The sequence below is a fragment of the Paenibacillus sp. ALJ109b genome, from assembly GCF_010747435.1.
GTDB lineage: Bacteria > Bacillota > Bacilli > Paenibacillales > Paenibacillaceae > Paenibacillus > Paenibacillus taichungensis.
The window spans coordinates 39,704-62,018 of the sequence record NZ_JAAIFP010000013.1; the positions used below are offsets into that span (position 1 = coordinate 39,704).

At 46.7% G+C, this 22,315-nt stretch carries 21 protein-coding genes; 19 read left to right on the forward strand and 2 right to left on the reverse strand.

Annotated elements, in window-relative coordinates; all coding sequences use genetic code 11:
- Nucleotides 1–52 precede the first annotated feature (52 nt).
- Genes G3352_RS14740 through crcB (G3352_RS14755) form a run of 4 tightly spaced genes read left to right on the forward strand, consistent with a single transcriptional unit; the run spans nucleotide 53 to nucleotide 3,078 of the window.
- The gene (locus G3352_RS14740; protein ID WP_163757521.1) at nucleotides 53–931 is read left to right on the forward strand and encodes a LysR family transcriptional regulator; all 879 of its coding nucleotides are present in this window, start codon (nucleotides 53–55) and stop codon (nucleotides 929–931) included.
- A gap of 53 nt (nucleotides 932–984) precedes the next feature.
- Entirely contained in the window at nucleotides 985–2,292 is a 1,308-nt protein-coding gene (locus G3352_RS14745; protein WP_163757524.1) for a replication-associated recombination protein A, read from the forward strand.
- A 28-nt stretch (nucleotides 2,293–2,320) separates the two neighbouring features.
- A complete protein-coding gene (gene crcB, locus G3352_RS14750; RefSeq protein ID WP_163757526.1) occupies nucleotides 2,321–2,722 on the forward strand; it encodes a fluoride efflux transporter CrcB in 402 nt (133 codons plus the stop codon).
- The gene (gene crcB, locus G3352_RS14755) at nucleotides 2,719–3,078 is read left to right on the forward strand and encodes a fluoride efflux transporter CrcB (RefSeq protein ID WP_163757529.1); all 360 of its coding nucleotides are present in this window, start codon (nucleotides 2,719–2,721) and stop codon (nucleotides 3,076–3,078) included. The genes crcB (G3352_RS14750) and crcB (G3352_RS14755) overlap by 4 nt, the downstream gene beginning before the upstream one ends.
- Before the next feature lie 141 nt (nucleotides 3,079–3,219).
- On the opposite strand, the gene mnmA is transcribed toward crcB (G3352_RS14755), so the two are convergent.
- Complete coding sequence (mnmA, locus tag G3352_RS14760) at nucleotides 3,220–4,344, reverse strand: tRNA 2-thiouridine(34) synthase MnmA (RefSeq protein WP_064635858.1); 1,125 nt, start codon at nucleotides 4,342–4,344, stop codon at nucleotides 3,220–3,222.
- Between the two features lie 323 nt (nucleotides 4,345–4,667).
- Between mnmA and cymR the strand changes: the two genes are divergently transcribed.
- The 15 genes from cymR (at nucleotide 4,668) to G3352_RS14835 (ending at nucleotide 21,053) form a co-directional block, all read left to right on the forward strand.
- On the forward strand, nucleotides 4,668–5,087 hold the full coding sequence (gene cymR / locus G3352_RS14765; RefSeq protein ID WP_076287765.1) for a cysteine metabolism transcriptional regulator CymR: 420 nt from the start codon (nucleotides 4,668–4,670) through the stop codon (nucleotides 5,085–5,087).
- 124 nt (nucleotides 5,088–5,211) lie between these two features.
- A complete protein-coding gene (locus G3352_RS14770; RefSeq protein ID WP_163757531.1) occupies nucleotides 5,212–6,363 on the forward strand; it encodes a cysteine desulfurase family protein in 1,152 nt (383 codons plus the stop codon).
- 164 nt (nucleotides 6,364–6,527) lie between these two features.
- On the forward strand, nucleotides 6,528–7,049 hold the full coding sequence (locus G3352_RS14775; protein ID WP_024633069.1) for a PRC-barrel domain-containing protein: 522 nt from the start codon (nucleotides 6,528–6,530) through the stop codon (nucleotides 7,047–7,049).
- A 10-nt stretch (nucleotides 7,050–7,059) separates the two neighbouring features.
- A complete protein-coding gene (locus tag G3352_RS14780) occupies nucleotides 7,060–7,269 on the forward strand; it encodes a hypothetical protein (protein WP_024633070.1) in 210 nt (69 codons plus the stop codon).
- A 252-nt stretch (nucleotides 7,270–7,521) separates the two neighbouring features.
- Nucleotides 7,522–8,589 (forward strand): AI-2E family transporter, encoded by a 1,068-nt coding sequence (locus G3352_RS14785; protein WP_076287766.1) that lies wholly within the window; start codon nucleotides 7,522–7,524, stop codon nucleotides 8,587–8,589.
- Nucleotides 8,590–9,011: 422 nt separating this feature from the next.
- Complete coding sequence (gene alaS, locus G3352_RS14790) at nucleotides 9,012–11,633, forward strand: alanine--tRNA ligase (RefSeq protein WP_163757533.1); 2,622 nt, start codon at nucleotides 9,012–9,014, stop codon at nucleotides 11,631–11,633.
- Nucleotides 11,634–11,762: 129 nt separating this feature from the next.
- A complete protein-coding gene (locus G3352_RS14795; RefSeq protein WP_024633073.1) occupies nucleotides 11,763–12,023 on the forward strand; it encodes an IreB family regulatory phosphoprotein in 261 nt (86 codons plus the stop codon).
- A gap of 125 nt (nucleotides 12,024–12,148) precedes the next feature.
- Nucleotides 12,149–12,565 (forward strand): Holliday junction resolvase RuvX, encoded by a 417-nt coding sequence (gene ruvX / locus G3352_RS14800; RefSeq protein ID WP_076287768.1) that lies wholly within the window; start codon nucleotides 12,149–12,151, stop codon nucleotides 12,563–12,565.
- Nucleotides 12,566–12,577: 12 nt separating this feature from the next.
- Nucleotides 12,578–12,877 (forward strand): DUF1292 domain-containing protein, encoded by a 300-nt coding sequence (locus G3352_RS14805; protein ID WP_024633075.1) that lies wholly within the window; start codon nucleotides 12,578–12,580, stop codon nucleotides 12,875–12,877.
- Nucleotides 12,878–13,192 (forward strand): DUF1292 domain-containing protein, encoded by a 315-nt coding sequence (locus G3352_RS14810; RefSeq protein WP_024633076.1) that lies wholly within the window; start codon nucleotides 12,878–12,880, stop codon nucleotides 13,190–13,192.
- Nucleotides 13,193–13,271: 79 nt separating this feature from the next.
- Nucleotides 13,272–14,312 carry an endolytic transglycosylase MltG gene (gene mltG, locus G3352_RS14815; protein WP_205524879.1) on the forward strand — a complete coding sequence of 347 codons (1,041 nt, stop codon included), beginning with the start codon at nucleotides 13,272–13,274 and terminating at the stop codon, nucleotides 14,310–14,312.
- Between the two features lie 15 nt (nucleotides 14,313–14,327).
- Nucleotides 14,328–15,257 (forward strand): peptidase U32 family protein, encoded by a 930-nt coding sequence (locus G3352_RS14820; RefSeq protein ID WP_163757535.1) that lies wholly within the window; start codon nucleotides 14,328–14,330, stop codon nucleotides 15,255–15,257.
- A gap of 17 nt (nucleotides 15,258–15,274) precedes the next feature.
- Nucleotides 15,275–16,603, forward strand: a complete 1,329-nt coding sequence (locus tag G3352_RS14825) for a peptidase U32 family protein (protein WP_163757537.1) — start codon at nucleotides 15,275–15,277, stop codon at nucleotides 16,601–16,603.
- Nucleotides 16,604–16,838: 235 nt separating this feature from the next.
- Entirely contained in the window at nucleotides 16,839–19,121 is a 2,283-nt protein-coding gene (locus G3352_RS14830; RefSeq protein ID WP_240343085.1) for a methyl-accepting chemotaxis protein, read from the forward strand.
- Nucleotides 19,122–19,244: 123 nt separating this feature from the next.
- On the forward strand, nucleotides 19,245–21,053 hold the full coding sequence (locus G3352_RS14835; RefSeq protein ID WP_163757539.1) for a peptidoglycan D,D-transpeptidase FtsI family protein: 1,809 nt from the start codon (nucleotides 19,245–19,247) through the stop codon (nucleotides 21,051–21,053).
- Here G3352_RS14835 and G3352_RS14840 read toward each other — a convergent pair.
- Nucleotides 21,032–22,228 (reverse strand): AI-2E family transporter, encoded by a 1,197-nt coding sequence (locus G3352_RS14840; RefSeq protein WP_163757541.1) that lies wholly within the window; start codon nucleotides 22,226–22,228, stop codon nucleotides 21,032–21,034. The genes G3352_RS14835 and G3352_RS14840 overlap by 22 nt on opposite strands.
- Nucleotides 22,229–22,315: the final 87 nt, after the last annotated feature.

Below are 22,315 nucleotides of genomic sequence, written 5' to 3' on the forward strand. Positions count from 1 at the left end.
TATCATTTTAAATGATGTCTGGATGGATATAGTCATAGTTGGGAGGTTTACAATGGAGAGTGGGGATTTAAGGATATTTCAATGTGTCGCACAAGAAGGGAATCTGACCCGAGCTGCGGAGCGACTCGGTTACGTGCAGTCCAATGTGACAGCAAGAATACGACATCTGGAATCCGAAGTAGGGACACTGCTATTTATCCGTCATAATCGGGGGATGACGTTATCTCCAGCCGGTGAGATGCTGCTGACCTATGCGGATAAAATTGTAGGCCTTCTCGATGAGGCAGGTAAAGCGTTGAGCTCTACAATTGAACCTTCTGGACCACTGCGCATAGGCTCCACGCAAACTGCAGCAGCGGTACGTTTACCTGAGCTTTTTGCCAAATATTATAAACAGCATCCGGCAGTCTCCTTATCTTTGACTACAGGTAACTCCCAAGTGCTTATGGATCAGGTTATTGGGTATGAATTGGAAGGGGCGTTTATCGGTTGTTCATGTGACCACCCCGACATTGTTTCTACTCCTGTATTCGACGAAGAACTATTTGTTGTCTCCTCCGGTATGGGACCGGAAAACGAAGAACTCACCAGTAAACCGATTCTGGTCTACAGCATGGGATGTTCGTATCGTCAGATTTTGGAGGAATGGTTATCGGTTAGCGGTGTAACCCGTCCGGTCATTATGGAATTTGGAACCCTTGAAGCAATTATTAGCGGGGTGACATCCGGCATGGGAATTTCACTTTTACCCGAAATCGTCATTCGGAATCAGATTGAAAATGGATTACTGCGCAAGCACACACTCCCGGTAGGCATGAATCGGATGATGACTCATTTTATTACTCGCAAGAATGCTTTTGTCAGCAGTGCGCTTGGGGCATTTATGGGTATGCTGCCGCGGGAGTATGATATGATAGAGAATAGCGATTAATCAAGATTTATTAAGGAACAAGTAAAGGCAATCCGTTAAGGAAGTGATGAGCAATGGATTTATTTTCGTTTCAGCAAGATTCAGAACCTCAAGCAAGACTGCTCGCTGACCGCATGCGGCCTGAGCGGCTTGATGAATATATTGGGCAAGAGCACATTATAGGACCGGGGAAATTGCTTCGGCGCGCCATTGAAGCGGATCAGATCTCGTCTATCTTGCTTTATGGTCCTCCGGGATGTGGCAAGACAACACTAGCACATATTATTTCCCAACATACCCAAGGACAGTTCGTCCGTCTGAATGCGGTGGATGCTTCCGTCAAAGATGTACGTGAAGTCATCGAGCAGGCGCAAACGAACAAGCAGTTGTATGGAACAAAAACCATTTTGTTCCTTGATGAAGTACACCGGTTTAATAGTTCACGTCAGGATGCGCTGCTGCCCGCCGTAGAGAAGGGCACGATCATTTTTATCGGCGCAACGACAGAGAATCCCTTTCATTATGTGAATGGGGCCTTGATGAGCCGTTCCACGCTGTTTCAGCTGGAGTCTTTGAACAAAGAGCATTCCCTGATTGCAATGCGCCGGGCACTGGCGGATGCGGATAAAGGTTTGGGATTCATGGACTTGCAGGCAGATGACGAGGCATTGGAGCATATTGCGACGATGGCAAATGGCGATATTCGGCGTGCGCTGAACGCCTTGGAACTTGCTGCACTGACTACACCGCCAGAGAAGGATGGCTCGATTCACATTACGCTTGATGTAGCTGAAGAATCCATACGTCGTCCGATTGTGAAGGCAGATGAATCGACACAATACGATGTACTGTCGGCATTTCATAAAAGCATCCGGGGTTCCAGTGATGCGGCACTGTTCTGGTTTTTGTATGCGGTAGAGAAGCTGGGTATGGACCCGATGACGTTTATACGTCGTCTGATTGCAGCGAGCAGTGAAGATATTGGACTTGCGAATCCTCAAGCGATGACCCAGGCCATTGGGGCGCTGGATGCTTATCGCAATAATGGCTGGCCTGAAGCCAAGCTGAACATTGCTCAAGCGATCCTGTTTGCTGTTGAAAGTCCGAAGTCCAATGCGGTTTATACTGCGATCTCGAAAGCAATGAATGCTATCGATGAGGTGAAATCGGCTGAGGTCCCTCTTCATCTGAGGGATACCCATTATTCCGGTGCAGTGAAGCTGGGACATGAAGGCTATCAATACCCGCACAATTATCCCGGCCATTATGTGAAGCAGGAATATTTACCGAAACAGCTCTCACGCCGTATTTTCTATGAAGCAACGGAACAAGGCAATGAATCGAAGATTCGTCTAAACCAGCAGCGGCGCAGAGAGTTGTAAGATCGATGACCCGGGAGATGCTTGAACAATGAAAGAAGTATTCTATATTGGAATCGGCGGAATCTTGGGTACATTATGCCGATATGGGATACAGTTATGGATGCCAGCAGCAAATGAAGGCTTCCCTTGGGCAGTGCTGCTGATCAATGCCATTGGGAGCCTGTTTTTGGGTTGGTTCTTCACCATAGCTGTTCCAGGTAAAATAACGCCTCAACTTCGTCTTGCGATTGGAACGGGGTTCACCGGGGCATTCACTACATTCTCCACTTTTACTCTCGATATGGTCCGTTTATCTGAAGGAGGAATATGGGGTAAGGCTGTTATATATCTCGTTGTGAGTTTGCTCGCAGGGTTATTACTGTGTGCATTGGGGATTAAGGTTGGCCAGCGAATGCTGGGAAAACCGACGCAGGATGGTGTTGCACCTTGATCATCTGGATTGGTCTTGCAGGAATGCTGGGTGCGGTGCTTCGCTACAGTTTGGGTCGATGGATATCCGGTTCGCTCGGAACGGCCTTCCCATGGGGCACATGGGTTATTAATATCAGTGGTTCTCTGTTACTTGGATTGCTCTATGGCTGGCATCAGTCAGCTTCAATCCCAGATCCAGTCTGGGTGATAGGGGGTACTGGATTTTGCGGAGCGTATACCACATTCTCTACGTTTGGATATGAGACCCTTAGTCTGATGGGGCAGGAACGTTACTTCAGAGCAGTTATATACGTCACAAGTTCGGTACTGATGGGGGTTGCGGCCTCTTTTGCAGGAGTGTGGCTGGCTGCATAAGTGAAAATAATTATTTTTTTTGCAGGAAAAAGAAGGAAAAAAGCCATCCGTCATGGTATACATGAAAGATGGCTTTTGTTATAGGAATACAGGGTATTGTGCAAAATCCATACGGGCATGGATTCATTTTTGTTATTGAATCTATTGCAGCGCCGGTACAGGCACTTTTTGAACCTGATCGATCGTTCCGCCGCCGAGACATACATCTCCATCATAAAACACAACGGCTTGACCAGGCGTGATCGCTTTTTGCTGTTGGTCAAACTGTACATCCACGCTGCCATCTTCCTGCCATGTCAGGGTTACACCCTGATCCGGCTGACGATAGCGGAATTTGGCGGTACAACGGAATGGTACGTTAGGCATGTGTGCTGCACCTGCGATCCAGTTTACACCTGTTGCAGTCAGACCGGTTGAATACAGGCTTGCATGTGCATCGCCTTGAACAACAAGCAGTTGATTTTTCTCCAGATCCTTGTCTGCTACGAACCAGGGTTCACCATTACCGGAACCGCCAATGCCGAGACCTTGACGCTGTCCAAGCGTATAGTACATCAGACCGTCATGACGGCCCTTCACTTCTCCAGTTGCAATATCAACCATGTCTCCACCTTTGGCAGGAAGATAGTTGCTCAGGAACTCTTTAAAGTTGCGCTCGCCGATGAAGCAGACACCTGTGCTATCTTTTTTCTTCGCGGTGTACAGGCCAGCTGCTTCTGCAATCTTGCGCACTTCCGGTTTAGGAAGATGACCAATTGGGAACATGGCTTTGGACAGCTGGTTCTGATTCAGTGCATTGAGGAAGTACGTTTGGTCTTTGTTACTGTCCACACCGCGCAGCAGTTTGAACGTTCCATCTTCTTCAATGAGGCGAGCATAGTGGCCTGTAGCCACATAGTCAGCACCGAGATCCAGTGCTTTGTTCAGGAATTCGCCGAATTTGATCTCACGATTACACATGACATCAGGATTCGGAGTCCGACCCGACTTATATTCATCAAGGAAATAGGAAAATACTTTATCAAAGTACTCTTTCTCGAAGTTGACAGTGTAGTAAGGAATGCCGATCTGTTCGCAAACCCGGCGTACGTCCTCTGAATCTTCTTCAGCGGTACAGTGGCCGAACTCGTCCGTGTCATCCCAGTTTTTCATGAAAATGCCGATGACATCGTAACCCTGCTCCTTCAGCAGCAGTGCGGTGACGGAAGAATCGACACCTCCGGACATGCCAACGACGACCCGTGTATTTTCAATTGTTTTGGACATCGTTATCACCATTTCTCTATATAAATGTGTTTCGTTTCTTATTCTAGCATAACCGGACTCAAGTTACGATACACCCGGCCAACTTTGGATAGTGTCCACCACAGGCGCACATTTTGGAATTTCGTCAATCTTTCTTTTCCATAAAGCATGCAGATATGTTAACATTAGCTGAGGGTTATGATCGGAATACGGAGGATTAGAGGGACTAGGTCTGTATTTTTCATATCCCGCTGTGGCGGATCCTGGAAAGACGGTCTTGGACCACATCCTGTTATTTTATGTTTCACAACTTATTTTTTCGAAAATTGAAAGAGGTGACTCCTTTGAAAATATCGACAAAGGGCCGTTATGGGCTCACAATCATGATGGAGCTGGCAGCCAGAACAGGCGAAGGCCCGACATCTTTGAAAAGTATTGCCGAGCGCAACCAGCTCTCGGAGCACTATCTGGAGCAATTGATCGCTCCCCTGCGTAATGCAGGACTGGTCAAAAGTATCCGTGGCGCCTACGGCGGTTACATTCTGGCAGGCGATCCTGCTACCGTAACGGCAGGGGATGTTATTCGTGTATTGGAAGGTCCAATCTCTCCAGTGGATTTCACAGAGGAAGATGATCCGGCGAAGCGCGACTTGTGGTTGCGCATCCGTGACAGCATTGCAGAAGTATTGGATTCAACAACGCTGAAGGATCTGATTACATTCCAGGACCAAGAACAAAAAGATTCCTACATGTTCTATATCTAATATAGTTGATGATGAGCATCACAGACGACACACTAAAGCCCCCATATTGGGGGCTTTAGCCGTGCAACAAGCTTCTTTATGGTTTAAAAAATATGAAAGTCCAACATATAACGGGGAGAAATCAATGAAAAGAATATATTTGGATCACGCCGCATCGACACCTATGCACCCACAAGTCGCGGAAGCGATGATGAAAGTTATGACAGGGCAATATGGCAATGCATCAAGTATCCATGCCTTTGGGCGTGAAGCCAAACGGACCGTCAGTGGAGCAAGGGATGTCATTGCGGCGTCTTTGGGTTGTTTCCCAGATGAACTCGTATTTACCGGAGGCGGCACGGAAAGTGACAATCTGGCGATATTTGGCGCAGTTTCAGCGAGAAACGAACGGGGACGGCACATTATTACAACAGCCATTGAACATCATGCGGTACTGCATACTTGTCAGGAGCTGGAGCGACAAGGCTATGACGTGACCTATTTGCCTGTAGATGAATACGGAAGAATACGTCTGGAAGAGCTGAAAGATGCCATTCGGCCAGATACAGTGCTAATTACCATGATGTACGCCAATAATGAAGTGGGTACGATTCAGCCTATCCGCGAAATTGGTGAGTTGGCTCGTCAACATGACATTTTGTTCCATACCGATGCAGTTCAGGCTCTTGGTACTCAGGAAATTTCTTGTAAGGAGCTGCCTGTGGATATGATCAGCTTCTCTGCTCATAAAATTAATGGTCCTCAAGGCGTGGGTGCACTATACGTACGGCGCGGAATTGTGCTGGAAGCGAGATCTCATGGTGGACTTCAGGAACGGCAGCGACGTGCAGGTACCGAGAATATAGCGGGTATCACTGGCTTTGCGGAGGCGTTGAAAATCTCAGGAGAAAAAGCCGAGGCACGCCTTGAACATGATCTGGCATTGCGATCATTGCTTCTGGAACAATTGGAGCAGCATGTAGGGTTGGAACATTTCCACGTCAACGGACATCCGGAATATACGCTGCCCAATATCCTGAACATCAGCTTTCCGGAAGTATCCACAGAGACGATGCTCATGAATCTGGATATGGAAGGCATCGCAGTTGCGAGCGGTTCGGCATGTACTTCCGGTTCCCTCGAAGTATCCCATGTACTCAAAGCGATGAAGCTGTCGGAGACATTTTTGCATTCCGCGATTCGTTTTAGCTGGGGGTTGGGTAATACTACGGAAGAAATCATGATAACCGCCGAAAAAATTGGAACCATTCTTGGGCGACTGCGTAATAGAGCCTAAGGGGCTCTTTGCACATGGAACAGAAGGAGGGAAGAAGTTTCATTTCATCGGTTGGATAGAAGCGGTTTTGATGATCGGCGTCTGATTGCCACTCATCAACTTTGGGCATACCTAGCAATAGCGCCGCGACTATTTAATGATAAGAAGATGAGGGGGACCCAGCGATGAAGCTTCAGGAAATGATCGGACTTGCCGTTTTTGACGTTGAGGATGGGAAGCAGGTCGGTAAAATCCAGGATTTCATTGTGAATGACGATTGGAAAATTGAAGGCATTGAACTTGAAAACAAAGGCCTGTTTACCAGTCATGTCAAAATCGTGCAGTGGCAAGATATCGTTGCCTACGGCGAAGATGCCGTCATGATCCGTAATCAACAGGCTGTCCGCAAAACGGGAGCCGACGACATAAAACACACGTACCTCCTCGGCCAGTCTAAATTGAAGGAGATGTCCGTGCTCACCGAAGAAGGTTTGCTGCTTGGACGTGTCTCTGATGTTTATTTTGACCAGGAGTTGGGAAATACAATAATAGGGATTGAAATTACGGACGGTTTTGTGTCCGATTTGATTGAGGGCCGCAAATGGCTGCCATGTACAAGCGATATGTCTATTGGGGAAAGTGCCATTATGGTGCCGCCGCTGAGTGAACAGCGCTTGGAAAATGCCATTCATTCTGTTAATGGATAGGTGAATGAATATGAAATGTCCAAACTGTAGTTCCAAAGATATTGGGAAAATCGGTTCCCACCAGTTTTATTGCTGGGGATGCTTTATCGAATTAACAGTGAACGGTGAGAAAATGTCTGTATACCAAGTGGAAGAAGACGGCACGCTCAGTTCCCTCGATGATCTGTTCTTCGGGGAAGAGTTGCCGCAAGACTTCCCTCATCTTCATGCTTCTTCTTAATAAGAAGTTTAACTTCTTCTATATGCGGTTTCATGACAAAGACTGTCATTGAATGCTGTCATGAAATGATGACAGATGTATATAGCTGCGGTTACATAGTGGTTCAAGGGAACTTGTATGAATATATGCTAACCTGGATCACAAGATGCGTCTCCTTCATCATGAAGGGGGCGCTTTTTTTTGTGCGTTAATAAATATTCCCTTCCTTACATATACTGACTTTCAGAGCCAGTCCAAAAGGGAGAGATGCAAGTGGAGCAATTAACCAAAAACAAGCTGTTCCGTTATGCCATCTGGCTGCTGCTCGGATTGATTATTCTGTATTTTATCTGGCTGCTGCGGCCATTACTGCTTCATATATATGGATTTCTGAAAACAGTGCTGGCACCATTTATCGTGGCTCTCATCATATCCTATGTTCTCAATCCGATTGTAAGCATGCTGGGAGGGCGCAAAGTCCCTCGAACCATTGCCGTGTTGTTAATCTATGCTTTTTTCCTCACCTGTATCGGGGTCATCCTGATGAATGTCATTCCGGTGTTGATTGAACAGTTGGAGGAACTAAACGAGCATATGCCGGAGCTGTCGATGCGTGCCCAGAGTCTGATGAACAATATGGATCACAAATTAATGCCGCCAAGTGTACGCACAGGTATGAACAGCTGGTTTTTCCAAATGGAGGATCGTTTAACCCAGGGGATTACAAAGCTGATGGATAATATCGGGACAACCATTAATGTGTTGTTCAACGTGTTTATCGTGCCATTTCTCATTTTCTATATGTTAAAAGATTTTGAGGTGTTCGAGCGTACGATTGTGGCGTACCTGCCCCGCTCACGGCGCAAGGCCATTGTTTCGGTTATGAAAGAGATTGATACGGCCTTGGGAAACTATATTCGCGGACAGTTTATCGTCTGTGTGATTGTGGGCATCTTTGCCTATATCGGTTACATCGTCATTGATATGCCTTATGCACTACTGCTCGCCAGCATTGTCGCTGTATTTAACATCGTGCCTTATCTGGGCCCGTTTCTTGGAGCTGCTCCTGCAGTGGTGATGGCGTCTACGGTATCGTTCAAAATGGTGCTCTTCGTTGTCATTGTGAACACACTATGCCAGGTGCTGGAGAGCAACGTCATCTCCCCTCAAGTGGTAGGGCGGACTCTGCATTTGCATCCGTTGTCGATTATCTTCGCGCTCCTTGTGGGAGGTGAACTGGCGGGCATAGTGGGTCTCATTCTGGCGGTGCCAGTCTTTGCTGTTCTGAAAGTCATTGTGCAACACTTTTTTGCCTATTACATCAAACGAAGAACGGACTGACCGTAGCAATGGTCTGGTACTAAAGGGTGCGTTGACACCATATAGGCATATCGATATAATGGAGGGGTATGTTTAGAACAAGAAATCGATGATGAAATGAAGTACGCCGAGGGTTCCTTTCCTCAGAGAATAGACTTCTTCGGATCAGATGTAATCTGAGCCCGATGGCTGGAAGAGTCTTGAAAGTTGAAACGGCGGAAAGCTGATTTCGGAGTGCAGGACAACCCTGCCGGGAGCGACCGTTATTTCGCATCAACGAGGAGATTGTTTGTTCCATCTGCGGATGAACAGCAATAACCAGGGTGGTACCGCGATTATAATCGTCCCTGACTATCAGGGGCGTTTTTTGTGTTTGTTTTTACTTGTTAACAACCCGGAGCGAATATGCACCGGACTATTATAATTAATTGGGGGCACACCGTATGAAAGCCAGTGAAATCCGGTCCAAATGGATAGAGTTTTTTGCAAGTAAAGGTCACAAAATCGAGCCAAGCGCATCGCTTGTACCTCATAATGATCCATCCCTTCTGTGGATCAATGCGGGTATGGCACCATTGAAACCGTATTTTGACGGTCGGGAGAAACCGGAGAACCCGCGTCTCGCCAACTCCCAAAAATGTATTCGTACAAACGATATTGAAAATGTCGGTAAAACTCGCCGTCACCATACGTTCTTCGAAATGCTCGGTAACTTCTCCATTGGAGACTACTTCAAGGAAGAGACGATTACTTGGGCATGGGAATTTCTCACAAGCAAAGAATGGATCGGTTTCGATCCGGAACGTCTCTCCGTAACGGTATACCCTGAAGACGAAGAGGCCTTCAAACTGTGGAACGAAAAAGTAGGCTTGCCTGCTGAACGTATCATCAAACTGGATGAAAACTTCTGGGATATCGGCGAAGGCCCGTGTGGACCGTGTACCGAAATCTTCTATGATCGCGGCGAAGCTTATGGCAACGACATGAATGATTCCGAGATGTATCCAGGTGGGGAAAACGAACGTTATCTGGAAGTGTGGAACCTGGTATTCTCCCAGTTCAACCATAACAAAGATGGTAGCTACACACCGCTTCCTAACAAAAATATTGATACAGGTGCGGGTTTGGAGCGTTTTGCTTCGATTCTGCAAAATGTGGATTCCAACTTCGACACAGACCTGTTCCAACCGATGATTCAGAGAACAGCGGCACTTGCCGGTGTGAAATATAATGACAGCGTAGAAATTGACGTTGCACTGAAAGTTATTGCCGACCACATTCGGACCGTTGCCTTTGCTGTAGGTGATGGCGTTCTGCCAAGCAATGAAGGACGCGGATATGTCATTCGCCGTTTGCTCCGTCGTGCCGTACGTTACGGAAAAGTATTGGGACTCGACCGTCCATTTCTGTATGAACTGACAACGACTGTTGGTGAAGTGATGGGGATGTACTATCCGGAAGTCGTGGACAAACAGGAGTTTATCGCTAAAGTGATCAAAACCGAGGAAGAGCGTTTCCACGAAACACTCACAGATGGTCTGGCTATCCTGGCTGATATCAGCAGCACAGCCAAGTCCGAAGGACGTACGGTTATTAGCGGGCCTGAAGCGTTCAAACTGTATGATACGTACGGTTTCCCGTTTGACCTGACAGAAGATTATGCAGCAGAGCATGGTCTGACGGTAGATCGTGAAGGTTTTGATGCTTCCATGCAGAAGCAGCGTGAACTTGGTCGTGCAGGACGCCAGGAAAACGAGAGCATGAAGGTTCAAGGCGGACCGCTTGCTGATCTGGCGGTTAAAAGCGAGTTTGTTGGTTATAATGACCTGTTGACGGAAGCTAAAGTGGTAGCCATCGTTGCTGGTGACGCACTGGTAGACTCCGTAAGCGAAGGACAGACATGCCAGGTCATCCTTGACAAGACTCCGTTCTATGCGGAAAGTGGCGGACAAGTGAGTGATCAGGGCTTGCTGCGCGGAGCAAGTGTAACGGCAAAAGTGCAAGGCCTGTTCAAAGCTCCGCTGGGACAACACGTACATTTGGTGACTGTAGAGTCCGGGGAACTGCGTGTAGGTGATGTGGTTAAAGCTGAAGTGGATGCGTCCAAACGCGGCGATATTATCAAAAACCATACCGCAACCCATTTGCTGCACAAAGCGCTCAAAGATGTGCTCGGAACACATGTAAATCAGGCAGGATCACTCGTAGAGCCTCAACGTCTGCGTTTTGACTTCTCGCACTTCGGCAGCATTACGCCGGAAGAATTAACAGAGATCGAGCGTCAGGTAAACGAACAGATCTGGAATCGTCTGAACGTAAACATTGAACTGAAAGCTATTGATGAAGCCAAAGAAATGGGCGCAATGGCATTGTTCGGTGAAAAATACGGCGATATCGTACGTGTGGTACAAGTCGGAGATTATAGTTTGGAACTTTGTGGCGGCTGTCACGTAAATAATACATCAGAGATTGGTATCTTTAAGCTGGTGAGCGAGAGCGGAATCGGCTCCGGCGTACGTCGGATCGAAGCTGTTACTGGCCGTGGCGCGTATCTGTATGTAGAAAGTCAGCTTGAATTGCTCAAACAATCCGCATCCCTGCTCAAAGCAAATGTGGCGGATGTACCTAAACGCATTGAAGGTCTGAATCAGCAATTGAAAGAAGCTGCGAGAGAGACTGAATCACTGCAAAGCAAGCTGAGTGCCATGGAAGCAGGCGCATTGACAGATCAAGTCGTACAAGCAGGAAACACACAATTGCTTGCAGCTCGTGTGGATGCTCCGAACATGGATGCACTGCGTACAGTGGCTGATGAATTAAAAGTAAAACTGCCGAATGCTGTACTCGTACTGGGTGCTCCAGCTGACGGCAAAGTGAATTTCGTTGTAGCTGTCCCTGCTGAACAGGTAAAACAAGGGCTGCATGCAGGTAAAATCGTCAAGGAAGTTGCGGCAGTATGCGGCGGCGGAGGTGGCGGACGTCCTGATATGGCGCAAGCCGGAGGCAAGGATGCAAGCAAGCTGGATGAAGCGTTGAAACTGGCGGTTTCATTGGTTAGCCAGTAAAGGACAAGCAAAAAACACAATTGGCTTATCCTTTGTTTACTTGTGGCAGTCAGAATATGTTATTATATAAGCAGAAATCAATTCGGCAGGACATGGTCCCCATGTTCATGCAGGAGCGAGGTGTCATCAATGGACTCCATGGATAAGACGGTTAAATTTAATGTGAAAGCCGACGAGCAGGAAGCATCCTCCAAAGAGATTCTTCTCACGGTATATGATGCACTGGTGGATAAGGAGTATAATCCTATTAACCAGATTGTCGGGTATCTGATTTCTGGAGACCCCGCATACATCCCTCGTCACAACAATGCACGCAGTCTGGTCCGTAAAAAAGAGCGTGATGAGCTGATTGAAGAGCTTGTTCGTTCTTATCTGGCCAATCACCGGTAATGTACACCGCTTCCGCTGTGATGCAGCTATGCAGGCAGCGGGAAATGAACCGACAGAAGACAGCCTGAAGCTTGAGTAGGCGAATATTGTTCGACCTGAGCAGGCTTGAGGATGGGAGAGCATGGATGAAAATATTAGGTTTGGACTATGGGGACCGGAGAATCGGAGTTGCCGCTAGTGACGCCTTCGGTTGGACTGCCCAGGGATTGGAAGTACTTGAACGCCGCCGGGATGAAGGTGAGTTCGCTCGGATTGCGGAGCTTGTGCGTGAGCATGAGATCGGCGAGATTGTTGTCGGACTTCCCAAAAACATGAACGGCACCGTAGGGCCGCGTGGTGAAATATGCATTGCTTTTGCCGAACGCCTGCGGGGCGAACTGAATTTACCTGTTCACCTTTGGGATGAACGACTGACAACCATGGCAGCAGAACGAACGTTGCTTGAAGCGGATGTCAGTCGCAAAAAACGCAAGCAGGTTGTGGACAAAATGGCCGCAAGCTTGATTTTGCAAAATTATTTGGATGCCAATAGTAAAAGGTGAGGGGGATCAACAATGGCTGAAGATCAACTGGGTATGGAAGAAGAATCGGAGATTATTTACATTGCGGATGACGAGGGTAATGAAGAGGAATTCGAAGTCATCATGAAATTCGAAGTGGACGGTTCGGAGGCCAAGTACATGATGGTTGCTCCGGTTGAACCCGAAGATGGAGAGACGGATGTTTATGCATTCCGTTATGAAGAAGAGGGCGACGATATTAAACTTTTCGTCATCCAAGATGATGCCGAATGGGATATCGTCGAGGAGACGTTTAATACATTTCTTGCAGAAGATGAAGAGGAAGCGAACTAAATGACAGAATACAGCCGCGAAGACTTGAAATGGACAGATTCGCTGCGTCTGGCTTTTGGTGCTCACGTTGAGCTGGAAGAAGAGAACGGTAAATCGCATCCGTATGACCTGCTGGCTGAGTTTGAAGTGAAGGGCCAACAGTATGCGGTGCTTCGCAGTTCATTACGTCCTTATGACGAAGTTGAACTTCTGCGGGTTTTACCGGGAAGTGAAGGCCAGATCATGCCGGAATTAGTTACGATTGACGATGATGATGAGTGGGAGAACATCTCTGAATTGTATGATGAGTGTACACTCCCCATTGACGAAGATTGATTGATCAGCTTCAAATTGAAGAAACCGGAAGGGCGGAGAAGTCCGCTCTTTTTGGTTGTGTAAAGGAGTTGTGTCTTTTTTGAAGGGAAAAGCGATATTAGTCTTTCTGCTTATCATCGTGGTTGTTGCTGGAGGCGCAGGCGTATATGTCTGGAACATGATGCGTCCCGTACAAGCATCCACAGAACCGATCGTTTTCGAGATCAAGAGCGGGTCAGGAACTTCCAAAATTGCCGACCAGTTGGAGCAGGAAGGTTTGATTCGAAGTGGTTTAGCATTTAAGGGATACCTGAAATGGAAGAAACAAGGATCGAATTTTATGGCAGGTACATATTCCTTAAATCCAGGTGTGTCATACGATGAGATTATTAGTAAGCTGAGTAACGGTGAAGTTGTGCCTGAATCCATGGTCAAGTTTACTATTCCTGAGGGATATACAGTATTACAAATGGCAGACAAACTATCTGCTGAGGGAATTGTGGATCGTGAGGAATTTATCAAACTTGCGAATGATCCATCTGCTTTTGATATCGACATCATCAAGGACATTCCAGTGGATGAAGAACTGCGATATGTGTTGGAGGGATATCTGTTTCCGGAGACGTATGAGCTCAAAGAGGAAAGTTCTACTCAAGAGGTCATGCAGCGAATGCTTGAGGAATTCCAGACTAAGATTGATTCTATCCCTGATTTGGCATCCAAACTCAAGGAGAGAAATCTATCTTTGCATGAAGTGTTGACAATCGCATCGCTCGTCGAGAGAGAAGTCGTGGTGGATCAGGAACGCGCGCTGGTGGCAGGTGTGATCTATAATCGGATCAAGCAGGATATGAAACTGGAGATCGACGCGACAGTACAGTATTTACTGGATAAGCCGAAGGCCAGATTGCTTTTCAAGGATCTGAAGGTACAGAGCCCCTATAATACGTATCTGAACAAAGGGCTGCCACCAGGACCGATTGCAAGTCCAAGTCTGGCATCCATTGAGGCAGCATTGGAACCGGAAGCTTCGGATTACTTGTTCTACGTGACCAAGAAGGACGGTACCTTCGGGCATTTGTTTGCCAAAACGTATAAGGAACATCAGCAAAATATAGCCAAAAGTAAGGCTGCGCAATAAGCGGAGGGGATGTATATGAGTACGAAACATGAACTGCTCGTTACGGCGGCAAATGTGAAAGAGGCAGAGGTGCTGCTCCAAGCAGGAGCAGATGCTTTGTTAATTGGGGATGATCGCTTCGGCATGCGTCTTCCCGGCAGCTTCAGTGTGGAAGAAACAGCAGAGGTCGTTGCCGTTGCAGCGAAACATCAGGCTCGTGTATACGTGTCCATGAACAATCTGATGTCCAACGAGTTGCTAAAGGAATTACCTGAATACGTTCAAGCACTGGCTAAAATCGGTGTTCATGGGGTGGAGTTCAACGACCCATCTGTGCTCGCCGCTATTAAGGAGCATGCTCCTCATATCCAGCTGCACTGGAACGCTGAGATGACATCGACCAACTATGCAACAGCCAACTACTGGGGAACCAAAGGGGCGAGTCGTGTTGTGCTTGCTCGGGAGTTGAATATGGACGAGCTGACGGAAATGGTTCCATTTCTGAAGGTAGAAGCCCAGGTTCAAGTGCATGGCATGACGAACATTTATCATTCCAAACGGAGTCTGGTGCAAAGTTATATGTCCCATCAGGGGCGTCCTGTAGAAGGGCATTTGGGTAAAGAGCGTGGTTTATTTCTGATCGAGGCTGAACGTCGGGATGAGAAGTTCCCGATCTATGAAGATGTGAACGGAACTCACATTATGAGCTCCGAGGATATCTGTATTCTCGAAGATCTTCATCTGTTGATGGAGGCCGGGGTACACAGCTTTAAAATCGAAGGCATGTTAAAACCACTTGCGTATAACGAAGCTGTTGTACGTGCATACCGTATAGCTCTGGATAATTATGCGACTGATGCCGATGCTTATGCATTTTGTGAAGAATGGCTGGACGAGGTTCGTCAATTGCAGGACCCTGAACGGGAATTGTCGTTTGGATTTTTCTATAAAGAACAGGTGTATTAATAGACGAGGTGAACAACATGGAAACAGTGGCGGTACAGCGGAAGTTCTCGGGTAAACGTAACCGTCTGGACAAACCGGAGCTGCTTGCTCCGGCGGGCAATCTGGAAAAACTTAAATTTGCAATCCATTATGGTGCAGATGCTGTGTATATCGGTGGACAGGCATACGGATTGCGTTCCAACGCGGATAACTTTAGCTTTGAAGAAATGCGCGAGGGTGTGGAATTCGCCAAAAAATATGGAGCCAAAGTTTTCGTGGCGACCAATATTTATGCGCATAATGAAGATATCGAAGGTATTCAAGCGTATTTGCAAAACTTGTATGATGCAGGAATTGCAGCTATTATCGTAGCAGATCCAGCAATTATTGAAGTGGCTCAGCGTGCAGTACCGGGTCTGGAAGTGCATTTGAGTACACAACAATCCACTCTGAACTGGCAAGCTGTGAAGTTCTGGAAGGGTGAAGGTCTTCCACGCGTCGTTCTTGGTCGTGAGACAAGCTTTGAGGAGATTGAAGAAATCAAGGCCAATGTGGATATCGAGATCGAAGCCTTTATTCATGGAGCGATGTGCTCGTCATATTCCGGACGTTGTGTGTTGTCCAACCATTTTACGGATCGTGACTCCAACCGGGGTGGCTGCTGCCAATCCTGCCGCTGGAAGTATGATCTGTTTGAAGATGCCCGGGAAGATACCGTGTGGGTCAGCGAAGAAGAAATGCAAAAGCAGGCACCTGCACCATTCAAATTGGGAGAGAACCAGTTGCCCCTATTCAAGGAAAAGGACAATTCTTTTTCCATGGGTTCGAAGGATCTGTGCATGATAGGGCATATTCCTGAGCTGATTGATGTTGGTGTCGATAGCTTCAAAATCGAAGGCCGCATGAAGTCGATTCACTATGTGGCTACCGTGGTTAACGTATATCGTCAGGCTATTGATTCTTATATGGCTGACCCGGAGAATTATGTATTGAAGCCTGAGTGGGTAGAGGAAATGAACAAGGCAGCGAATCGTCCACTGAATACCGGATTTTTCTATGATACACCAGATCATGAGGATCACATCTATGAACCGGAAGAAAAAGCAGTACCTTTCGACTTTGCTGGATTGGTTATGGACTATGATGCGGCTACAGGAATGGCGACCATTCAACAGCGCAATCATTTCAAACCCGGACAGGAGATCGAATTTTTCGGTCCGGGAGGCCACTTTTTCAAACAAGTGGTTGGGGAATTGCAGGATGAAGAAGGCAACGTAATCGATGCAGCCCGTCACCCGTTACAGCGTGTAAAAATGAAGGTGGATCAACCTGTTTCCTACTTTGATATGATGAGAAAAAAGAAGTAGGTTCAAATGCCTAGTTTTTAACAAAATAATATTATGTTTTAACAAAATAGTGTTATAAAATTTACAAATTCGACCTCCGTATATCGGTATATGAGGGTCTTTTTTTTATAGAAAAATAGGAAAAAAGTTGTAATAAATTTCGAAAAAACGAAAGGGGAAAGGAGAAAGCTGTCGAATACTACATATTTATAGGGGAGAGAAAGAAAAATCCAACAAGTAAATTACTGGCAGGTGAATGGGATTGGTTCAAAAGAAGCAGAAGGACAGTGGGGAAGAGTTGACAATACCCGAGAAGGTTAAGCCCGAGAAGGTTCAGAAAGTGAAGAAAGAAAAAGGTGTTAAAAGTAAGACAGGGGATGCCTCAGGCAAAAAGTCTTTTACATTGAACTCAGGTAAGCTGAAGTCGGGGTGGAACAAGACCAAAAACCAGTTGAAGAATCAAAACTGGAAAGATGTTGGGGGAACCACGTTTACACAGATTAAGAAGGCTAATCCCGTTAAATCGGTAGGCGTTAAGCTGTTTTTGGTCTTTTTTGTAGGAATCATGTTTTTTGTTATTGGTTTAGGTCTATTATCCTATGCTAAAGCCAAAGATACGATTGAGAAGAATGCATCCCGATCAAATCAGGAAACGATTGAACAAACCAAACAAAAAATGGACATTATTCTAGAGCGGTTTGTAGATACATCCACACAAATTTTCTTCGATCCGGAAATGCAGTCCTTGCTTCAAAAGATGTCTGATAAGAATTTGTCGGCTTATGATACGTTTGTGAATTCAAGCTCTATCAATAAACAATTATCGAATATTGCTTTTACGAATAAATCTATGGAAGCGATTTATCTTGTGCCTACAGACGAAACAAGATCTACCATGGGCACAGGTAACAGCAGTTCTTCCATGGGCGACATCCGGAATGAGAGTTGGTACGACGAGTTGGTCCAAGCAGGTGGATATCGCTGGCTTCCAACGGAAGTCAAAGAGGATGGCAGCACATCAACGTTCCGAATTGCCCGTTCAATGAAGAACCTGCAAGGGACAACCCAGTCCTATGTGTTAATCATTGAATTGAAATTGGAGGTTCTGGAGCAGCAATTGAAATCACTTGACTTGGGTGAAGGCGCAGTCCTCCAGCTCATTGCTCCGGACAACAAGGTTGTAGCTTCAACGATTGCTGATCGTACAGGGAAAGATACGGATTTGGCTTTCATAAAAGAATTGAAAGAGAAATCCGGCAGCACGAATACGGAGTATACGGTGGATGGAAATTCAACCAATATGCTGGCGTCATACAGCACCATGGATACATCCGATTGGAAACTGATCGGGATGGTTCCAACTTCGATCCTGGTGAAAGATGCCAAGGGCATTCTTACACTGACTTTGTGGATGGCATTGATTGATGCCGTTATTGCGATACTGATCGGTATTTGGATGGTTCGCATGATTGCCCGCCCAATGGGCAAATTGAAAGATCTGATGCAAGAAGGTGCAAAAGGGAACCTCAAGGTGCGCACACCTTATAGCTCCCAGGATGAAATTGGCCAATTATCGGCTGCATTCAATCTGATGATGGAGCAAATTACGAAACTCGTGGAGCAAACCAACCGTTCTGCTCAGGAAGTATTGGATACCGCTTCTGAGCTGAGCAGTGCATCCAAGAAAACAGCAGTCTCGGCTTCCGAGATTGCCGTAGCCACTGAAGAAATTGCAGGTGGAGCAAGCAGTCTGGCAACAGAAGCGGAGCGTGGAAACGAATTGACCGACAATATCTCCCGTCAGATGGAGAGTGTGGTCGCCGCGAATGAACAAATGGGTGATTCAGCCCGTCATGTAGAGAAATCCAGTCAGACAGGTACACAGCATCTGAACCAGTTGATGACCAAAACGCAGAAGACAGAAGAAATGATTGGTGCGTTGGTAAACAAGGTGGATTCCTTGAAAGAGAGCACGTCCTCTGTTCTGAAGGTGCTTGATGTCATGCAGAATATTACCAAACAAACGAATATTCTCTCCTTGAATGCAACAATTGAAGCCGCTCGTGCCGGTACAGCTGGACGCGGATTCATGGTGGTAGCAAATGAGGTTCGTCAGTTGGCTGAACAATCCAGACAGTCCATTGATATGGTTGGCGACATTACAGACAAGATTATGACCGAAATGAATGAGACCGTGGATCAATTGTCTGCAGCTTATCCATTATTCAAAGAACAGATGGATGCCGTAAAAGATACCAATGTAATATTTGCTTCAGTACAGCAACAAATGGGTGCTTTTGTTGAGAGTCTGAGCATGGTCACTGGTTCAATCGGAGATTTGAATCAATCTCAAGGTACGTTATCCGAAGCGATGAGTAATGTCAGCGCTGTAGCTGAACAATCTTCTGCAACGTCCCAGGAAGTTGCCTCCTTGAGCAGTGAACAACAAAATATCAGCAACCAACTGGTGAATTTGTCAGCAAAACTGGAGAATGTATCGACAGAATTGAAAGATACATTGTCTCGCTTTACAGTCTAATTCGAACCTGTTTGCTTCATTCGAGATGCCTGTCCCTAATAAGGGACAGGTTTTCTTGTTGTTACCGGATAATTCCATTCCAAATGAAGAATACTATGCCAAAACGCTGAACGGGGTGGCTTGATGCATGTACAACTGAAGCGGCGCATTTATATTACATGTATTCTTCTTACGGGCTTATTTATTTTGCTTATGATTCGTTTGGCTTGGGTTCAGGGCATTCAAATCAACCGCACGATGCCAGGATTCCAACGTACCGTTCGTGAAATGTCCGTATTGCAGCGAGAGCGAGGAGTGGTACTGGATACGGGACGAGGCCAGTTTACCGATTATAAGGGTCAGCCCCTAACAGGCAAGCTGGAATGGGGCTTGGTCCTTTTTCCGCATTCAGATCAAACAAGTCATTCATATCCATCCACAATGGCAAATTCGGAAGTTAAGGAATTGGCGGCTCTCTTACATACTGATGTGAAGTCGTTACAAACGGAATGGAATCAAGGGAACGCACCTCATTTCTGGACAGCAGGTGCCAATCAGCCGAGTACGTTGACCGATTCTCAGGTTGCCCGATTACGTGAATTGAAGGCAGACGGAGCGAGTGTATATCCTATGATGACACGTTATGGACAAGCCGCTACGGGCATGCAATGGTTGGGTTATCTTGCTGAACAGCCTGGATTCCCGAACCCACAGTCGCGTCATAAGAATGAGGTGAAGCAGCCTTTTGCCATGAAATCTGGAGCAGCTGGGCTGGAAAGAATAATGGAGCCTTTATTGATGGGCATTGGGCCTACCCTGTTAACACGCATGGTTACAGGTTCAGGAGAAGTTATTCCGGATATCCAGCCACGCGTGATTGCCCCCTCCAATACACACTATCCATTGCATGCAGAGACGACGATCAATATCAATATGCAGCAAGGGATAGAGCAGATTGTGAAGAAGTCCGGAATGAAGGAAGGGGCTATCGTTGTGCTGGATGCAGCCAATGCAGACGTACGTGCAATGGTTTCTGCGCCGTTCTATGATCCTCAGCATGTGGACCCCAAACAAACGGCTTGGTCAAATCGTGCCGTGCAGGGGGCTGTACCGGGTTCCATATTCAAAATCGTTACAGCAGCGGCAGCGTTGGAATATCACGCTGTATCCAAAGGGGAGACTTTCCATTGTGATGGTGAGTGGGGGAAATATGGTCTGTCCTGCTGGAAGGAGCATGGACATGGGACATTGAATCTGGAGCAAGGGTTTGCCGAGTCCTGCAATATTGTTTTTGCTGAAACTGCTCGTCGGTTAAGTATGGAGCAGTTGGAACGTACGGCGGATGCTTTAGGATTGGCACGTCCAGTTGGCTGGGAGGGAAAGCAGGTCGCAGGTATGTCGGTACTGCATCATTTTGATCACGAGGAAGCAGGAAGAGTGAGACTGCCATCCGTCTCTCCTCAGGATGAAGGAGCCAAGGTACAGACGGCTATCGGTCAGCGGGATGTTCTAGTTACTCCATTACAAGCGGCCAATCTGATCGTCACGCTCTTGCATGATGGCCAGGTCAGCGCTCCACGCCTCGTTCAGCGTATCCGATATGCCGATGGCGATACGATGCTGGATATGCCGATACATGATTCCCCATCTTCAGCAGGATGGATCTCTCCAGCTACAGCGCATCAGCTGTTATCCTGGATGAAGAAGGTTGTTAGTGACGGAACGGGAAAATCCCTGCAACATGCACGGTGGCAGGTGGCAGGGAAGTCAGGCACAGCACAGGTACAGCAGCGTGGAGAGAAACGTAACCATCAATGGTTTATCGGGTATGGGCCTACGGAACAACCCAAATATGCTGTAGCTGTCCTTGTCCAAAACGTTGCTCCAAGCAGCCGTCATCAAGCAACAGCAATGTTCAGAAAAGTGATGGACTATTTGGCTGAATCCTCATGATTACCGGGAGGAGCAGGTTCTTGCACCGAAGGCTCATCATTCATACCAGGCGTGGTGCTGCCCTGTGTGTCCATCACTAATGGGGAAGATTCGAATTCATCCTTCGGCAAGTGAATCCATTGCTGGAGATATCCTTGTTGCAGTAGTTCTTTGAGCAGAATCAGCAGCACCGGAGACAATACCACACCGGCTAGGCCAAAGACGGAGAGCGAGATCAGCATAAAAGAAAGCATCAAGTAAGCGGAAGAGACTCCGATTGAATTACCCGATATTTTGGGCTCCAGCAGTTGGCGTGTCAGCATGGTTACAGCAAGAACTACAATTAGGCCAATCGCAAGGCTGCTATTCCCCACAATGAACAGATACACAATCCACGGAATGAATATAACTGGAACACCCAGCAAAGGCACAAGGTCAAAAACGGCGCAGATGGCTGCGATGGTGAAGGCATTGGCAGTTCCAAGAATCAACAAGCCTGCATAAATCAATACAAAAGTAATCAGCATCATAATCATCTGGGCCTTCAAATACGAACGAATCGTCTTGAACACATGATTACGCATAAATTCAAGAGCCAGCTTCAACGTTTTTGGTGTTTTGGCCCGGGCAAATTTCCGCCAGGATTCAATCTCAATGCTGAGAAAGAACGCGAGAATGATGGCAATCCCGAAATTAGTAATAAAGGAAGAAAATGAACTGAGAAAACCAATGACGAATTGCGCACCGCTGGTTACCCATTTGGACAGAAATCCGGTCAGTGTAGCAAAATAGTCATTAACCTTATCGGTTATTCCGTCAGGTAAAGCATCGGACTTGTCCTGAATGAAATAAACCAGATTGGTGAATTCACGCTGGACCATCTCGATATAATAAGGAAAATTATCTTGCAAATTAGAAATTTGAGATACGATAATTAATCCCAATCCAAAAAAGGCAGCAACAATAACCGCAAGAAACAACAAGACCGAAATGGCGGCGCCTAAGGTTTTGGGCAATCCTTTGCGATGCAGAAATCTTGCCAGGGGTTCAATCATCCAATACACTATAAATGAAAGAAAAACTGGCGCAGCCAATTGATATAATCGACTGAAACCGTACATGATAAAGTACACGGTTAATACTAGCAGCGCAATGTCAAAGACGGTGCGCCCGTATTTTTTGTAAAGCGGCAGCATGGGCAGGGCTCCTTTATACGTCATTAAGGTAAAAATTAGGATGCATTTATTGTACACGATAGCTATCTTTTTGGGAAAAGAGGATTC

What these genes read in the sequence shown, in the direction of transcription:
- G3352_RS14740 (WP_163757521.1), top strand. Translation starts at nt 53, where the DNA reads ATGGAGAGTGGGGATTTAAGGATATTTCAATGTGTCGCACAAGAAGGG.
- G3352_RS14745 (WP_163757524.1), top strand. Translation starts at nt 985, where the DNA reads ATGGATTTATTTTCGTTTCAGCAAGATTCAGAACCTCAAGCAAGACTG.
- crcB (WP_163757526.1), top strand. Translation starts at nt 2,321, where the DNA reads ATGAAAGAAGTATTCTATATTGGAATCGGCGGAATCTTGGGTACATTA.
- mnmA (WP_064635858.1), bottom strand. Translation starts at nt 4,344, where the DNA reads ATGTCCAAAACAATTGAAAATACACGGGTCGTCGTTGGCATGTCCGGA.
- G3352_RS14770 (WP_163757531.1), top strand. Translation starts at nt 5,212, where the DNA reads ATGAAAAGAATATATTTGGATCACGCCGCATCGACACCTATGCACCCA.
- G3352_RS14775 (WP_024633069.1), top strand. Translation starts at nt 6,528, where the DNA reads ATGAAGCTTCAGGAAATGATCGGACTTGCCGTTTTTGACGTTGAGGAT.
- G3352_RS14780 (WP_024633070.1), top strand. Translation starts at nt 7,060, where the DNA reads ATGAAATGTCCAAACTGTAGTTCCAAAGATATTGGGAAAATCGGTTCC.
- alaS (WP_163757533.1), top strand. Translation starts at nt 9,012, where the DNA reads ATGAAAGCCAGTGAAATCCGGTCCAAATGGATAGAGTTTTTTGCAAGT.
- G3352_RS14795 (WP_024633073.1), top strand. Translation starts at nt 11,763, where the DNA reads ATGGACTCCATGGATAAGACGGTTAAATTTAATGTGAAAGCCGACGAG.
- ruvX (WP_076287768.1), top strand. Translation starts at nt 12,149, where the DNA reads ATGAAAATATTAGGTTTGGACTATGGGGACCGGAGAATCGGAGTTGCC.
- G3352_RS14805 (WP_024633075.1), top strand. Translation starts at nt 12,578, where the DNA reads ATGGCTGAAGATCAACTGGGTATGGAAGAAGAATCGGAGATTATTTAC.
- G3352_RS14810 (WP_024633076.1), top strand. Translation starts at nt 12,878, where the DNA reads ATGACAGAATACAGCCGCGAAGACTTGAAATGGACAGATTCGCTGCGT.
- G3352_RS14820 (WP_163757535.1), top strand. Translation starts at nt 14,328, where the DNA reads ATGAGTACGAAACATGAACTGCTCGTTACGGCGGCAAATGTGAAAGAG.
- G3352_RS14825 (WP_163757537.1), top strand. Translation starts at nt 15,275, where the DNA reads ATGGAAACAGTGGCGGTACAGCGGAAGTTCTCGGGTAAACGTAACCGT.
- G3352_RS14830 (WP_240343085.1), top strand. Translation starts at nt 16,839, where the DNA reads ATGGGATTGGTTCAAAAGAAGCAGAAGGACAGTGGGGAAGAGTTGACA.
- G3352_RS14835 (WP_163757539.1), top strand. Translation starts at nt 19,245, where the DNA reads ATGCATGTACAACTGAAGCGGCGCATTTATATTACATGTATTCTTCTT.
- G3352_RS14840 (WP_163757541.1), bottom strand. Translation starts at nt 22,228, where the DNA reads ATGCTGCCGCTTTACAAAAAATACGGGCGCACCGTCTTTGACATTGCG.